The sequence below is a fragment of the Pedobacter sp. GW821-FHT01D05 genome (genome assembly GCF_059422505.1).
In genome coordinates, this window is record NZ_JBWKXA010000002.1 from 571829 (window position 1) to 588517 (window position 16689).

Genomic DNA, 16689 nt, shown 5'->3' on the forward strand with positions numbered 1-16689 from the left:
TGCGTGCAGAAATAGCTTTCAATGTGCTGTCAGATGTTACCATCTGACAGTAGTTTTTCGTTTGTGCTCGTTTCCAAACGAGTGCAGAAATAGCTATACGATTCCATCATTTAAAACGACGAAATATTTAACGCTCGTTAGAAACGAGCATTAGCATCTATCTATCGCTTCTTTCTTCCATATTCAAATCGGTATCAAAAGGGCTTTTTGTAAATGGATAAATGGATTGTTTAACAAAACCTTTCGGATACGAAGCTTCGTGTACACCTGTTCCGGCGGGCCATTCTTTGCCAGGTAAATAATAGGTGCCAAACATCATATCAATAAAGGGAAATATTGAGGCGAAGTTATGTCCATAATATTTAGGGTCTTCGCAATGGTGCCAATGGTGATATTGCGGTGTTGTAAAAATGTATTTTAACGGACCAAAATTAACCCTGGTGTTGGCATGGATGAGTACTGCATGTATCGCAATAAATATAATGTACACATTGAAAACGGTTGACGAAAAGCCCAAAACATAAAGCGGGATAAAAGTCATTGCCCTGGTGAAAAATATATCGATAAAGTGTGTACGGCTTCCGGCCAGCCAATCCATATTTTGTGTAGAATGATGTATGGAATGGAAACGCCAAAGAGCCACGCGGGTATGAAAAAAGCGATGTGCCCAGTATTGAAACAAATCGGTACTGAAAAAAGCCAAAAAAAGGGCGACTATAAATGGGAGGCCCTGTACCCAGGTGTGCAGTTTATCTAAACCCATCCAACCGAAAAATAACACGGCAGGTTTTTGGGTTACAATGCCAAAAAACTGAATAAATAGATGACTGATTACAAAATAAGTTAAATCGGTACGCCATTCTTCATGGAATTTGGTTTGCTCATTATTTTTTGGGAAAAACAATTCTAAGGGAACAAAAATGGCAACCATTAATAGAAGATCTAAAATCATCCAGTCAAGGCCAAAATGCCAGCCCGATTTGGCTACATCTCTACCTTCTACACTTAAAGCGCCTAAGATTACGGCTGAAGCGCCAAGCACAAAGCCTGGCCAGGCCCATTTTAGTTTTTTACTGAGGATTAAGCTTAACAGTGAAAAGAAGAATGCTGCAATAACACCACCAAGCATTAAAGCTTCCATGCTGTTTTTCGTGTATATTTCACGGAATTCGGGTGTGGTAAGCTTTTCTGGATAATGAAAACAAAGAATACCTAAAAGCGCCAATACAGCTAAAAAAATAGAAATATATCCACTAATCTGGCCTTGGCCCACTACTAATCTTTTGTTCGGAGACATTAAAATATGTTTTTGATAGATAACAATGATAATAAAAAAAGATAAAATATAGTCGAATAAAATTTGTTAGTTAGTCGATGTGGTTAATCGGCTAAGTGTTTAAATGGGTAACTGATTCGAAACTTCAAACAGGTTAATTGACTTTGGACTCCGGACTACCGACTTTAGACTAAATCCTTTTCCTGCAAACCATTTCATCCGCTCAACGGTTGCTTAATCGGGCATTGACCTAAGCCATGCCTTTCTTTTTTAAATAATCAGTATTTTTGAAACCACGATATGCTACTGAACTATCTACGCCTGTTACTACTTCCTTTTTCGATCATTTATGGAATGGCTATTCTTCTCCGTAAAAAACTTTATGATTGGGGATTGATGCGATCTGTAAAGTTCGATTTACCAGTAATCTGTGTAGGTAATTTAGCCGTTGGCGGATCGGGCAAAACACCAACAACAGAATATTTAGTGAAGTTGCTGGCCGGTTATAAAATAGCCATACTCAGTAGGGGATATGGCCGGAAAACGAAAGGTTTTATTGTTGCCGATGGCGCTGCAACGGCCGAAACGATAGGGGATGAGCCATTACAGTACCATCAAAAATTTACAGGTGTTACTGTTGCTGTTTGCGAAGACCGTGTAAATGGGATTAAGCAATTAAAAGAAAATCATGATTTAGTTATCCTTGATGATGCCTTTCAGCACCGTGCGGTAAGGGCAGGTTTTAATATTGTGCTTTTCGAGTTTAGAAAGTTGGGTACTTTACAGTTTTTGTTGCCGGCGGGAAATTTAAGAGATGTTTTCTCCTCACGTAAAAGGGCCGACATATTATTGGTCACAAAATCGCCGGTTCCCCTATTACATGTTGCCCAACAGGCCGCTATAAATGAACTGCAGCCAAATGCCAATCAACCCGTATTACATTCTTATCTCAAGTATGGCGATCTTATGCATTTATATCATAACGAAAGCCGTAAGCTCGAATCGATTAGAGATTTCGAAATTTTCCTGCTCACAGGAATTGCAAATCCTGCTCCTTTAATAGAAGAGCTTGAAAAATATACTAAAACCATTAAACACGAAGAATTTCGGGATCATTATGCTTTTAAAAATGATGATATTAAGAAGTTTAAATCGGTTTTTTTGGCGGGGACTAAAAAAGATAAAATCATTATCACAACAGAAAAGGATAGCAAGCGTTTAAGAGCTACCGGATTTGAAGATTTACTGGTAGATTTACCTGTATATTATTTACCCATAGAGGTTGAATTATTTGAAGAAGATAAGATTACCTTTGACGAACTCATTTTAAACTATGTTAAGAGCAATAGAAGAAACCGTTGAATATATAAAACGTAAAACAGAGAACTTTAAGCCAGAAATAGGTATTATTTTAGGTACTGGCTTGGGTGGCTTGGTAAAAGAAATCGAAGTTGAGCATCAATTGATGTATTCTAATATTCCGAATTTTCCAATTTCTACTTTAGAATTTCATAGCGGGAAACTGATTTTTGGAACATTGAACGGGAAGAAAATTATTGCCATGCAAGGGCGCCTACATTATTACGAAGGTTACAGCATGCAACAGATTACATTCCCGGTTAGGGTAATGAAAGGTTTGGGTATAGCAAACTTAATTGTATCTAATGCTGCTGGCTCGTTAAATCCTGACTTTAAAAAAGGTGATTTAATGATTATAGAGGATCATATTAATCTGCAGCCAGATAATCCATTACGTGGTTTAATCGAAAGCGAATTAGGCCCCCGTTTTCCAGATATGAGCCAGCCATATAAACGCGATATCATAGCTAAGGCATTGGAAATAGCTAAGGGTGTTGACATTAACTGTCATAAAGGGGTATACGTTGCCGTTTCCGGACCAAATTTAGAAACCAAAGCGGAGTATAAGTACCTGCGTTTAATTGGTGCTGATGCCGTTGGTATGAGTACTGTGCCTGAAGTTATTGTGGCCAATCATGCTGGTTTACCTGTTTTTGCCATCTCAGTGTTAACGGATGAGGGTTTCCCGGAAGATCTGCAACCTTTTAATTTAGATGAAATTTTAGCAGCAGCAGCCAAAGCCGAGCCTAAAATGACAGAGATTTTAACCCGCTTAATTTCTGAACTATAAGATGCATAAAGTCGTTAAAATCTGTTTTTTTCTCTTACTGCTGTTAGGCATTAACAAAGCCTTTGCACAAGATTTAAAAACGAGTGTTGGTACCAATAAGGAATTGGATTCTGTTCGGAAGAAACTAGACTCGGGGAAGGATTCTGTCGTTTTTACCGCAAAATATATCAGGTTTACCAAGTTATCATTAACTAAAGACAGTATTGTGCTGTTGCCTTTAGATACTTCAACTACGAATATCCAGAATTATAGCCCGCTTTTGCAGCCCCTGCATCCAACCATAAGCAATGGTAATATGGGCTTGGCAGCAAGGCCATTATTATACGAGCCTAGTAAAAGAATTGGCTTTGATGCAGGATTTCATTCGCTTGATTATTATGCTTTAACACCTGAAGATATCATTTATTATCAGGCCAGAACCCCTTTTACCAGCTTGTATTTTGTTAGTGCCGGACAAAAAGAGCAGCTTTTTAGGGCTATCCACACACAGAATGTTAAAAAAAACTGGAATGTTGGGGTTAACTTTAACCGTGGCGATTCCAGAGGTTTTTACGCCAGGCAACGCGGCGATAATTTGAATGTTGCTGTATTTTCATGGTACCAATCGCCAAGCAAACGTTATAATATGTGGGCATCGGCAATTTTTAATACCATGCGCGCCTACGAGAACGGCTCTACAGTAGCTACAGGTTTATTCGATCCAGATTATACAAAAATTGCAAGAGAGGCAGAACCGGTAAATTTATCAGATTCAAGAAATTTGTACCGTAAAAACACCGTTTTTTTAAAGCAAACTTATTATGTAGGCAGGATAGATACCTCTGCAAATGTGAATAATGCTGTTTTACCAACCAATAAGGTTTCGTATACGTTTGAGTATAATAACGACAGTTTCGATTTTTACAAAAATGGAACGGATGTTAATCATGTATTGCCTCCTGGAATTGCAAGCACAATATTTACGAATGATTCGACCCATGTACAACATATCAAAAATGAATTTATTTATAGTTTCTTTTTAAGACCAAAAAATAGTTCGGTTATTAAAAATGAACTGAAGGTTGATGCAGGTATAAGACACGATTATTACAAGCATGAATATTTTGGTATAAAACAAGATGCAACCAATTACGAGCGCAGTAGGTTTGCTTATCAAAACATTACCATTTTAGGTGCAGCAGGCTACCGGTTCTCCAACAATATCGATTTCAATTTAGATGTACAGCAAATTTTGCAGGGTGAAAATGCAGGCGATTATTTATATGAGGCAAAAAGTAAAATTCTTTTAGGTAAAACCATAGGAAGGATTGAGTTGGGGGCCTATGTACAAAACCAATCGCCAGCGGCTATTTTTAATTACTATCATGGCAATCATTACCAATGGACAAACAGCGATTTTAAGAACACTAAGGTTGCTAATTTATCATTTAACTATATCAATGATAAGTATGGTTTTACTGCCGGAGCCAAATATTTCTTAACCAGTAACTACGTTTATTTTGCCGCCGACCATACCAATGGTACAAATGCCATTTTACCAAAACAGGCTACTGCTGATATTAGCTTAATCAGGTTGGATGTATCAAAGAAATCGAGGTTTGGCAAGTTTGTAATGGAAAATTATATCGCTTATCAAAAAACAGATAAAAACGCAGTGTTAAGAACGCCTGAACTTTATACTTATAACAGTATTTATTTTGATAATACTTTTTTCAAAGTATTAAAGGCTAATGTGGGATTTGATGTGAGATACAATTCTGAATATGCAAACTACTTATATTCACCTGCAACAGCGCAGTTTTATATTGATGAGCGCAATCCAACCAACCTGGCTTCAAAACCAGTAATTGATGTCTTCTTTAAAGCAAATTTAAAAAGGGCCAATATTTTTGTTAAATATGATTTTGTAAATCAGGGTTTATTTCAACCAGGTTATTACACTGTAAACAGGTACCCCATGCAAGATGCCTTATTAAAATTTGGCGTAAGCTGGAACTTTTACGACTAAATAATAAAACATAAAAAAGCCTCCCGATTTAATAATCCGGAAGGCTTTTGCTTTTAAGGCCCTTTCGCTTAGAAAGAATAACCAACTGAGAAACCTAATACACGGTTAGTTAATTTATTAGAATTGGCCTGTCTGTCTTTAGGTGTTAAATCTGTTAAACCTAAACCATAATTGGCACCTACTAAAAATCCTGAATTTGTGCGGTAAGCTAAGCCAAAGTTTGCACCAAATTCTGTGCTGTTATAGTTTTTATCACTCGCACTACCAAATGTTAAGTCTCTATCATTAGAAGTCGTAACGGTAGCACTGGTATTGTTGGAGTTGTTCACTGTTGTAACCGTGTTTTCTCCTTTATCTTTACCAGAGATGTTAAAACCGATATACGGACCAGCACTGATCTGAACTGCGCCGGCATCACCGGTAGGAATTCTTAATACTGCATTTACAGGTACCTCAATCGCCATTAAATTGGTTTTAACAGAAGATGTAGTCGTAATGGTATTGTTTCCTGCGGTAGCTGTATTTACAGATTCGAATTTATTACCCTTGTTCTGTAATGATACACCTGGTTGGATAAAGAAATTATTTCCTACACCGAAATCACCAAATGCGGTCACATTAAAGCCAACATTGTTTTTTGCATTATCATTAAAATTATTGGCTCCGGCATCATCGCCTCCTGCATGGAACTTTGAAAGGTTAACACCCGCTTTTATCCCAAAACGCGAAGTTTCACCAGTCATTTTTGTTTGTGCAAATGCACCTGTTGCTAATAATAAAACTGAAGCGCTTAATAATAACTTTTTCATAATATTTTTCTTTTAGAAGAATCTTGTTTAAAAATTTCGGGCTTAAACCCGTTGTTAATTACAAGTCTCAATTCCAAAAGCTGTGCCAAAGTATCAAGTGTGTTACAAACGACTGGCTAATGCGTTGGTTTTCAGTGTGGTTTTTGCGGTAATTAAGTATAAATACGATTTGGTTAAGTAACGGTATCAGGCCTGATTTACTGTATACATAACAGGAATATAGCGGAGAATTAACAATTTTTTAAACGGGAAAGAAATAATGCCAAAAGTTAAATTCTTAAAAATTATGTTTTTTGTGGTTTCTTTTTCGCAGCTGGAAAAAGCACATTATTTAAGATCAAACGATAGCCAGGGGAATTTGGATGTAGATTTAGATCTGTTGGCGGATCACCTACAGCATGCTGATAATCTTCCGGATCGTGCCCGCCATAAAAAGTAAACTGACCTTTGCCAATTTCTCCATGTAAATACCTCACCTCTGCAGCACCTTTATTTTCACCCAGAACAGTTACACTTGTTTTCACTAAACTCTTTCTGAAAGCTGTGGTTTGCCCCATAAAACCTTTAATCACCTTATCATGATCTTGGGTAAGCATGGTAGGAACAAGATCCCATTTAGCCGAAAAATCGAATAAAGTAAAGTAATCGTTGGTTTGGTTCAGTGTACGGGTTTGCGTAGCGTCGATATCTGAAAATTCGTAGTTCATTGGATTGTTATCTAGCTTGAAATTCTGAAAGGCCAGGGTTTTATTAAAATCCAGTTTACTTTGTGCATTCGGATCTGCAGCATCACCATCAAACATTTGGGCGCAAATATCTACCCCATCAGCAGCAAGGGCAATGTCGAAACTATCAGTGCCCGAGCACATGGCAAACAAAAAACCTCCACCAACACAGTATTCTTTAATGTGTTTGGCAACGGCTAATTTCATTTCAGAAACCTTTTTATAACCCATGCGCTTAGCCAAGGTTTCCTGGTTTTTAACATCTTCCTGGTACCAGGTTGCATACCTGAAATTGGCCCAGAAGCGCCCGTACTGCCCGGTAAAATCTTCATGGTGCAGGTGCAGCCAGTCGTATTTGCTCAATTTATCCTGTAAAATATCATCATCATAAATTACATCGTACGGGATTTCGGCGTAGGTTAAAACGAGTGTAACGGCATCATCCCAGGGTAATTTGCTTTTTGGAGAGTAAACCGCAATTTTTGGTGTTTTCTCCAGTTTAACCATCTCCATATTCACCGCAGGATCGCTGATTTCGTTTAAAAGGTTGGTCACCTTCCCATCAGCCATTACTTCGTACGATACGCCACGGATTTTAAGCTCATCCTCAACCGTTTTGTTATATTTAATTAAAAAGCTGCCGCCGCGATAGTTTAAGAGCCAATCTACCTCCAGTTGTTTGCTGATGGTCCAATAGGCAATACCATATGCTTTAAGGTGGTTTTTTTGGTCTTCATCCATATAAATTAACAAAGAAGAAGCCCTTAGCCCCAGGGAGCAAAGCAGGCAAATGAGCAGGATATAATATTTCTTTATCAAATCGGTATGCTTAAAACACTAAAATACCGCATTTAAACTGTATAGAAAAATTTAATGATGTTATAAGTTATACAATTTTGTTATTTTTGCCCTCTACTAAAAAAATACGATTGTTTTTTAGGTGAATAAAATTTAAAATTAGTACCGATATTGATATGAGTAAAGCAATAATAAAAACAGAAAAAGGCGATATGACCGTAGAATTCTACGAAAATGATGCGCCGAAAGCCGTTGCAAACTTTAAAAAACTAGCTAAAGAGGGCTTTTATGATGGTGTTACTTTTCACCGTGTAATTCCTAACTTTATGGTTCAGGGCGGATGTCCAAATTCAAAAGATCCGGCTAAAGCACATTTAGCAGGTACCGGTGGCCCAGGTTATAAAATTGATTGCGAATTAGACGGAGAAAATCAATATCACGATCGTGGTGTTTTATCTATGGCGCATGCTGGCCGCAATACTGGTGGTTCACAGTTTTTTATCTGCCACAGCAGAACAAATACTGCTCACTTAGACCGTAACCATACTTGTTTTGGTAAAGTTGTGGAGAATGTAGACCTTGTAGATGATATCCGCCAAGGGGATAAGATTTTAAACATTGAAGTTTTAGAAGATTAAAAATAGATACGAGATTTGAGACATTAGATTTGAGACTTGATTTCTCTGATTGATGCTCTATCTCATTTAATAATTGAACAAAGAGTTTTAGTTATTTGATCTGAGTGATTTCTCATATCTCATATCTCGAATCTCATATCTCAAAAAAAATATGAATTTAAGAGGAATTGTTGCCGTATCTGGCAGACCAGGTTTATTTAAACTGGTTGGACAAAATAAAGTAGGTTACATTTTAGAGGGCTTAGATGCTCAAAAAACTAAAGTTGTTGCCAACATCACCAACACAAAGTTAGCTTCGTTAGAAGATATTACCGTGTATGGCGAAGATGAGGAAATTAAATTAGCAGATATTTTTGCTAAAATTTCTGCAAAAGGATCTACTCCGGATTTGAAAGGCGATTTACGCGCCTACTTTCTTGAAGTAGCTCCGGGTCACGATCAAGAGAAAGTTTATGCTTCTGATATGAAGAAGATTATCACTTGGTATAACTTATTAAAAGATCTGCCATTGTTTACTGAAGAAACTCCGGAAACACCAGGTACACCAGCAGAAGTTAAGTTATCGGAAGAAAAAGCAGCTTCAGATAAAAAACAAAAAGCTACAGGATCTAAGGCATCAGCAAGTGCTAAAGCAACTACCAAAACTTCAGCTCCAGCTAAAAAAGCAAGCATGACCAGTAAAAAAGGCGTTTAAGCTTTTATTTAGCGAAATGATAGCGAACACCAGGCAATTTGTCTGGTGTTTTTTTATGGATTTAATCGAAGAAATAATAAAGCAAAGCTACAATAACCAATGATGCAATGATGCTGATCCACAGGTATTTATTATTGCCGTTCTGATTGCTTTTATATCTGTATTCCCTTTTATATTTATCTAGTAACATTGTTTCTTTTATTTAATGATGATTTTTATTCGCCTTTTCCATATCTCATTCACATTGTCTATCTCTAAGCGTGATGATAAGGTTCTCCTTTTAAAATGCTAAATCCCCGGTAAAGCTGCTCTACAAAAAACAATCTGATCATTTGATGTGAAAAGGTCATATCAGACAGCGAAATTAACCCGTTTGCCCTTCTGTAAATGGTATCATCAAATCCGTAAGGGCCGCCAATAATAAAAATTAAATGTTGCACACTACCAACCATCTGTTTATTTAAATAATTGGAAAACGCTACTGATGAATATTTTTTTCCTTTTTCATCCAACAAAATAACAACATCGCCATTGTTAATTTGTTTATGCAACAGTTCGGCCTCCTTTGCCTTTTGCTGGGCCTCGCTTAGGTTTTTAACATTCTTAACATCTGGCAAAGCCACAAAACTAAAGTTAATATAGTGCTTTAAGCGGTTGATGTATTTATCAATTCCTTCAATTAGATATTTATCTTCTGTTTTGCCAATGGCGATCAGTGTAATCTTCATTTAATATTTTGCCTATCTTTAGAATTTCGAGATTCAAACTTAGAGAAATTGTAACAAAAAAGACAATCTATCGATCTTATACCTTCGAAAATATATACACCGAAGCGATATCATGTTAAAACAACAAGCAGAAATAATAGCCGATTACGATCAGAAAATTAAACAGGTTACAGCAGATATAGATCAGACCAGGAAACGGATCGATCAACTCTCTTTACTGCGTATTGGTTTATTCCTCGCCGAAATTTTATTTTTCGTTTTACTACTGCAATCGGCAGACGATAGCCTGCGGACATTAATTCAGATTTGTTTACTGCTGCCTGTAATTGCCTTCGTTTTTATCGTCCGCAGACAAAGCCAGCTCGACCGCGAAATCGATTATAAAAAACAACTCTTATGGGTTTATCAGAATGAGTGGAATGTTTTAAATGGTACCGCTAACGGATACGATCCTGGTCAGGCTTTCGAATCTGAGCTGCACCCTTATACTTCTGATCTTGATATTTTTGGTAGCGCATCGCTGTTTGCACTGATTAACCGTTGTAGTACCAAAAGCGGAAATAACCTGCTGGCTAAAAATTTTGCAGAAAAACCGACCAGAGATCAGATATTACTCCGCCAGGAAGCCATAAAAGAAATAACAGATAAGATAGCAGAAACCTATAGTTTCAGGGCTAATCTGCATGGCTACGATCCCAATAAAATAGAGCAGATTAAAATTCAGCTTAAATACCAATTGGGTGAACAATTGGTATTTGTAAAGGGTAGTTTTTTGAGGTTTTACGTAAAGCTGGTGCCTTATATTTCTGTTGGTTTAATTTTAGCGGCAGTTCTTATTAGCACTGCTTTTTGGAAAATATTGGCACTTCTATTTGTCATCCATACAGGATGGAATGTTTTATTGGGCTCAAAAATTAACAAGGTTTTTTACACCTTTGGCGGAAGTTCGAATCTGTTAAATGGTTATGCCAGTGCTATTTTATGGACAGAGAATCAAAGCTGGAAAAGCGTTTATACCTTAGGTTTATTAGATTCAAAAATCCCGGTAAGCAAAGAAATTAAAGCACTTTCTAAAATTATCCAGAATTTTGATGCCAGGCTGAATCTCCTGGTTGGTGGTGTATTGAATGCGCTTTTGCTTTGGGATTTAAAATGTTGCATCAGTTTAGATATTTGGTATAAATCTTCTTCAAAGGATGTAGTTTCGGCCCTTGACCATTTAGGTGATTTTGAAGAACTGATTTCATTAGCCACAACAGCCTATAACCAGCCAGATTGGGTTTTCCCGGTGCTTGCCGATCAGTTTGCATTAACCGCCACTCATATTGGTCATCCGCTTATTAACGAGCAGGTTCGGGTGGATAATGATTTTCATTTAGAAGCAAAACCAACTGTAGATATTGTAACGGGCTCTAACATGGCCGGTAAAAGCACTTTTCTACGTACTTTGGGTATTAATATGGTATTGGCTTATACCGGTGCGCCGGTTTGTGCCAAAACCATGCAATTGTCGGTTTTTTCGATCAATACCTATATGCGGATTAAAGATTCGCTGAACGAAAGTACCTCTACTTTTAAGGCAGAGCTCAACCGCCTGAAAATGATTTTAGATAATGTAGTTGAAGACAAAGATACTTTTGTATTGATTGACGAAATGCTGCGGGGTACAAACAGCCGTGATAAATATTTGGGCTCGAAAGTTTTTATACAAAAGCTGATTACCGAAAAAACACCTGCACTTTTTGCTACACACGATCTACAACTCGCAGATCTGATTATCGATCACCCTGAAACCGTCCGTAATTTCCATTTCGATATACAGATTACCGAAGGCGAAATGAAGTTTGATTATTTACTAAAACACGGACCATGTAAGACTTTTAATGCAGCTATTTTGCTGAAGGAAATTGGCTTGACCTTGGATTAATTTTTAATAAATTCCGTGGTGTCAGATGTTACCATCTGACAATGATTGGAAGTTTAAAGCTGTAAATCGTATATATTTACTGCCAATTAGATGGTAATAGCTGACTGCAAGGCGACATTTAACAAAATGCTAAAAACTTTTCTAAATTACAATTTCTCATGAAACAGGCCCTCATTTATACATTAAAAGTAACATTAACTACCCTATTGCTAAGTCTTCCGGTAACCTTTGGAATTATGATGGCATACATTAAGATATTGCCAATTATTACTTCAAATTATAGCGCTAATGTTTATTTGGATCTAAAAGACGCCGCCGTATTTATCGCTTTAACTTTCTGTGCACTTTTATTTAATATGCGTAAAATTAATGGCATAGCACAATCAGTTTATAATAAAAAGAGGATTATAAATAATGCGCTTATGGTTTCAATAGCATTTTTTATGCTTTACTTATTGGTATTTGGAAAGTTAGTGTCTCTCAGTATTGATGAATTTGTCGTTACTTACGGACCTTCGGTTTTGATCATGTTTATTTGTTTAAAGGTATTCCCACTTCGGAAAGAAGAAGAAAGTGTATATACTGATTCTAAAAGCATTATTGTTGAACCTTTTGGACGATTAACCTACAACAGAAAAGATAAAAACTGGTTTGGGGTAGTGCCAAATCTTCATCCTTATCATAATATTGAATTATCAATTGGTACAGAAAACCAAGAGCAGCAAATAGATGATAAAGTTGAACTTGTTAAAAAACTAGCCTCTGATTATGACGCTATAATTGCCAAGTTGCAATATTTAATTTTTAAAAGATTCGAGAATACCAACTTCGAAAAATCATTGGATGAGATAAAAGAGATGTATTGTTTAGTTAGCGTGGATCTAAAATCCGATAGTAAAACGTGGTGGCTGGTTATGGAGCCAGATTTTAAGGTGGCATCAATATATAATCACTATCAACGTTTCACCATGGTGGATCGGGAAATTATTTGGGCAAATTTTGATATTGGTCATTATATTTCGGAAAGAATGGTTTGAAATATTAATCCTCTTAGATAATTACGTTTGACTGCAGTCCCAAAATGTCTTAATTAAACCTATTATCGCGGTATTGTTTTGGCGAAATGCCCATGATGCTTGAGAAGAGCCGGCTAAAATAATAAGGATCGTTAATGCCGATTTTTTTGGCAATCTCGTTAATCCGCAGGTTGGTGAACAGCAGATATTGTGTTGTTTTCTGAATTTTGAGCTGGTTAAAATAATCGATAGGGGAGGTTCCGGTTTTCTTTTTAAAAATAGCCGATAAATAGGAGGGTGAAAGATAAACAGCTAGGGCCATTTCCTTTAAACTAAGCATCTTTTCAATATTTTTCCGCATAAAATCTATAACTTCTTCAACTTTATCAGGCTCCATAATTTTATCGTTTACGAGATGTTTGTCGGTATAAATAACTTCAGCAATGTATTGGTGGAAACATAAATTGGCATAAATTATATTTTCTCTGCTAAAACCTCTTTCTAATCGGTTATAAATCGTATCGAACAATATGTTCCGTTCTTCACTAAAACCTGCATAAGCTTTATAATTCTGTAACGAAGCAACCAATTGATCAGCACCGGTTCCCGAAAAATGGAACCAATAAATAGTCCATGGTAATGTTGGGTCAGCTTGGTAAGTATGTGCCGTTGCTTTTGGAATAATAATGAAATTACCTGCTTCAATATGATAATTAGTATCGTGAAATTCTACGTTTCCCTTTCCTTCTACGCAATAAATCAAAATATGCTGTTCCGAGCCATTGCTCCTTTTTATATAGTGATTCAATGCCTTACGATAATAACCAATATCGGTAATAAATAAATTGTTTATGATTTCATTTTTAGTACACTGTTTTATAAGTACATTCCTGGGAATGATAAAGGCTTTTTGAAAATCAAAACTATTTTTCTTTCCTACTTGGGGCTTCTCCATTATTAATTCTTAATAAAAAGTAAGATAATCCATTTTTTGAGCAAGTTAATACATTTTTGTGTTTTATTTTTTTCTTGATCTTTGATTTAAAGGAAGCGAAATCTTAGCGATCTAGGCTGATAGTCGCCTCTGTTGTAATTTTTGACAAATGTTTAGCTTAATTTAACTTTGTATACAAGTTAAGCGCACTAAAAATTAGCATAAATTTCTTCTAACCAAAATGTTATTGAAAAAGAAAATATTATTTGCATCAGGCTTTATACTGGTTGTAATTACCTTAATAGCCATTTCGCTTTTTTCGTCAGAGAAACGGATCGATTTTAACACGCAGGTTAAGCCCATTCTAAACAAAAAATGTATCTCTTGTCACGGTGGGGTTAAACAACAAGGTGGTTTTAGTGTGTTGTTTAGGGAAGAGGCGCTGGCTAAAACCAAAAGTGGCAAAGCCGCAATTATTCCAGGTAATCCGGAGGATAGTGAATTTATCAAACGCTTAAAATCAAACGATCCTGAAGAAAGAATGCCATATAAGCACCCCGCTTTAAATAATGATGAAATTGATATTTTGAGTGCTTGGATAAAACAAGGTGCAAAATGGGGCGACCATTGGGCTTATGTTAGTGTAAAACAGACTGAATTGCCAGATGTGGATAATGATTGGGTACGCAACGATCTGGATAAATTTATTTTTGCAAAGCTGGAAGAAAATAAACTGGAGCCATCTAAAACTGCTGATAAGGCTACCTTATTAAGGCGAGTAAGTTTAGATCTGATCGGTACTTACCCATCAGATAAACTGGCCAAATTTTATTTGAACGGTAAAGATGAACAAACAGCCTACAATGTGCTGGTTGATAGCTTGTTGGCTTCGCCTAAATTTGGCGAACGGTGGGCATCGATGTGGCTGGATATCGCGCGATATGCTGATACTAAAGGTTATGAGAGTGATCCTAACCGAAACATCTGGAGTTATCGCGACTGGGTGATTAAAGCGTTTAACCGTGATATGCCATACGATCGATTTATTACTGATCAGATTGCCGGAGATTTATTTCCAAATCCAACAGATGCCCAATATATTGCTACGGCTTTTAGCAGAAATACCCCAACCAACGATGAGGGTGGTACCAATAATGAAGAATTTAGAACGGCCGCGGTTTTAGATCGGGTAAATGCCACTTGGGAAGGATTAATGAGTACAACTTTTTCTTGTGTACAATGCCATAGCCATCCATACGATCCCTTTAAACATGATGAGTATTATAAATTCATGTCGTATTTTAACAATACGAGGGATGAAGACGTTTCTGCAGAATATCCATTACTTAAAGATTTTAATGATAGCCTTAAAAACGAGCTCAATCATTTAAACAGCTGGGTTAAAACTGTTGCGGGTAAAGAAAGAGCGGCTGAAGTTGATTTATTCTTAAAAACGGGTCAGCCGGCAATAAACTCTACAACAGCCGATGAATTGGTAAATTCGGTAATCGGTAATAATAACATTGCATTATATTTTAAAAATAGCTCTACAGCAAGATTAAAATCAGTCGACCTCAATCATGTTGATCACTTGATTTTGCGCTACAATTGTAGTAAACCTGACGGTATGATGAGTTTACATTTAGGTTCACCAAACGGCCCTGTTGTAAAATCGTGGAAACTCGCCCAAACTAAAGGTTATGAAAATATAGAAATAGATTTTGCAAAGCAAAGCGGGGTAAAGGATGTGTATTTAAAGTATACCAATTCTTCTGTAAAAAATCCTGACGAATTTATGGTGTACTTCGATTGGTTTTATTTTACCAAACAGTTTCCTGGAAAGGGTAAACCCGAGTATTTGGCCAATAAAAAAAGATTTACTGATTTAATGAATGCAAAGGTGCCAACAACGCCGATTATGGTCGAAAATCCATTGAGTATGCAGCGTAAAAACTATGTGTTTGAACGTGGCGCATGGACATCGAAGGGGAAAGAAGTTAAAGTTGGTGTACCTAATTCTTTAGCTTTTGCTATGCCTAAAAATGCACCTGATAACAGAATGGGTTTAGCCATGTGGCTTACCGATAAAAGAAATCCTCTTGTATCGAGAACAATGGTGAACAGGCTATGGGAGCAGTTATACGGAGCCGGTTTGGTAGAAACTTTAGAAGATATGGGAACGCAGGGAATGGCTCCTACGCACCAGGAACTTTTGGATTTTATGGCTTACCAGTTCATGTATAAATACAACTGGAGCGTTAAAAAAATGTTGAAGGAACTGGTGATGATGGCTACCTACCGACAAGATAGTAAGGTAACTGATGAATTGAAAGAAAAAGATCTGTTCAATAAGTTTTATGCCAGGGGTTCCCGGATCAGGTTAAGTGCTGAGCAAATTAGAGACCAGAGTCTTGCTGTTTGTGGGGTGTTAAGTAATAAAATGTACGGACCACCTGTAATGCCCTGGCAGCCTGAAGGCATTTGGTTCTCGCCTTATAGTGGTGCTAAATGGGTACTAAGCGGTGGGGAAGAACAATACCGCAGGGGAATTTATACTTATTGGAAAAGAACAGCCCCATATCCATCGGCTATTGCCTTTGATGGTGCATCGAGAGTGGTTTGTAGTCCGCGCCGTATCCGGACCAATACACCTTTACAGGCCCTGGTAACTTTAAATGATAGTGTTTATATCGATTTGGCCAGAAAACTTGCTGTACGTATGGAAAAAGTAGGAGGAAGTACCAGCAGATCTAAAATTGCCAAGGGCTATGAATTGATCTTGTATAAAACGATTCCTCAAAATAGATTAAAAATATTCGAAGAACTGTATGTCAAGGCTTTTGGCGAGTTTAGAAAAAATTCGGCAAGTGTATCGGCATTTATGGGCGATAAACAAAAGAAGTTTAAGCCAGAGGAAGCAGCAATGGTACTAGTAGCCAACGCAATGCTTAATCTGGATGAAGTGGTTACCAAAAATTGATTTGACC

The 16689-nt window shown here is 36.9% G+C and carries 14 protein-coding genes; 8 read left to right on the forward strand and 6 right to left on the reverse strand.

What is annotated here, in order from left to right; genetic code table 11:
- Positions 1 to 157 precede the first annotated feature (157 nt).
- Complete coding sequence (locus AC07VK_RS10655; protein ID WP_492960309.1) at positions 158 to 1297, reverse strand: sterol desaturase family protein; 1140 nt, start codon at positions 1295 to 1297, stop codon at positions 158 to 160.
- A 279-nt stretch (positions 1298 to 1576) separates the two neighbouring features.
- Between AC07VK_RS10655 and lpxK the strand changes: the two genes are divergently transcribed.
- Genes lpxK through AC07VK_RS10670 form a run of 3 tightly spaced genes read left to right on the forward strand, consistent with a single transcriptional unit; the run spans position 1577 to position 5433 of the window.
- On the forward strand, positions 1577 to 2638 hold the full coding sequence (lpxK, locus tag AC07VK_RS10660) for a tetraacyldisaccharide 4'-kinase (protein ID WP_492960310.1): 1062 nt from the start codon (positions 1577 to 1579) through the stop codon (positions 2636 to 2638).
- Positions 2610 to 3425 (forward strand): purine-nucleoside phosphorylase, encoded by an 816-nt coding sequence (locus AC07VK_RS10665; RefSeq protein WP_492954011.1) that lies wholly within the window; start codon positions 2610 to 2612, stop codon positions 3423 to 3425. Before lpxK ends, AC07VK_RS10665 begins: the two co-directional genes overlap by 29 nt.
- A gap of 1 nt (position 3426) precedes the next feature.
- Positions 3427 to 5433, forward strand: a complete 2007-nt coding sequence (locus AC07VK_RS10670; protein ID WP_492960312.1) for a putative porin — start codon at positions 3427 to 3429, stop codon at positions 5431 to 5433.
- Between the two features lie 68 nt (positions 5434 to 5501).
- On the opposite strand, the gene AC07VK_RS10675 is transcribed toward AC07VK_RS10670, so the two are convergent.
- Entirely contained in the window at positions 5502 to 6242 is a 741-nt protein-coding gene (locus AC07VK_RS10675) for a porin family protein (protein ID WP_492954009.1), read from the reverse strand.
- Between the two features lie 284 nt (positions 6243 to 6526).
- A complete protein-coding gene (locus AC07VK_RS10680) occupies positions 6527 to 7708 on the reverse strand; it encodes an asparagine synthetase B (RefSeq protein WP_492954219.1) in 1182 nt (393 codons plus the stop codon).
- Positions 7709 to 7941: 233 nt separating this feature from the next.
- Between AC07VK_RS10680 and AC07VK_RS10685 the strand changes: the two genes are divergently transcribed.
- Together AC07VK_RS10685 and AC07VK_RS10690 are read left to right on the forward strand one after the other, a co-directional pair.
- Complete coding sequence (locus AC07VK_RS10685) at positions 7942 to 8403, forward strand: peptidylprolyl isomerase (RefSeq protein WP_086547682.1); 462 nt, start codon at positions 7942 to 7944, stop codon at positions 8401 to 8403.
- 151 nt (positions 8404 to 8554) lie between these two features.
- Positions 8555 to 9097, forward strand: coding sequence for a DUF5606 family protein (locus tag AC07VK_RS10690; RefSeq protein ID WP_057932097.1), 543 nt, complete (start codon positions 8555 to 8557; stop codon positions 9095 to 9097).
- A 61-nt stretch (positions 9098 to 9158) separates the two neighbouring features.
- Here AC07VK_RS10690 and AC07VK_RS10695 read toward each other — a convergent pair whose 3' ends face one another.
- Positions 9159 to 9287: a hypothetical protein gene (locus AC07VK_RS10695; RefSeq protein ID WP_255352031.1), complete on the reverse strand. Its 129-nt coding sequence runs from the start codon at positions 9285 to 9287 to the stop codon at positions 9159 to 9161.
- 64 nt (positions 9288 to 9351) lie between these two features.
- Positions 9352 to 9825: a 23S rRNA (pseudouridine(1915)-N(3))-methyltransferase RlmH gene (gene rlmH / locus AC07VK_RS10700; RefSeq protein ID WP_492960314.1), complete on the reverse strand. Its 474-nt coding sequence runs from the start codon at positions 9823 to 9825 to the stop codon at positions 9352 to 9354.
- Between the two features lie 112 nt (positions 9826 to 9937).
- Here rlmH and AC07VK_RS10705 point away from each other — a divergent pair, with 112 nt between their 5' ends.
- Both AC07VK_RS10705 and AC07VK_RS10710 read left to right on the forward strand, forming a co-directional pair.
- Positions 9938 to 11752, forward strand: a complete 1815-nt coding sequence (locus tag AC07VK_RS10705; RefSeq protein WP_492960316.1) for a MutS-related protein — start codon at positions 9938 to 9940, stop codon at positions 11750 to 11752.
- 158 nt (positions 11753 to 11910) lie between these two features.
- Entirely contained in the window at positions 11911 to 12789 is an 879-nt protein-coding gene (locus AC07VK_RS10710) for a hypothetical protein (protein WP_492960318.1), read from the forward strand.
- Positions 12790 to 12838: 49 nt separating this feature from the next.
- Here the strand turns inward: AC07VK_RS10710 and AC07VK_RS10715 are convergent, their stop codons facing one another.
- Positions 12839 to 13723, reverse strand: coding sequence for an AraC family transcriptional regulator (locus AC07VK_RS10715; RefSeq protein ID WP_492954005.1), 885 nt, complete (start codon positions 13721 to 13723; stop codon positions 12839 to 12841).
- Positions 13724 to 13943: 220 nt separating this feature from the next.
- On the opposite strand from AC07VK_RS10715, the gene AC07VK_RS10720 reads away from it, so the two are divergent.
- Complete coding sequence (locus AC07VK_RS10720; RefSeq protein ID WP_492960320.1) at positions 13944 to 16682, forward strand: DUF1553 domain-containing protein; 2739 nt, start codon at positions 13944 to 13946, stop codon at positions 16680 to 16682.
- Positions 16683 to 16689 lie beyond the last annotated feature (7 nt).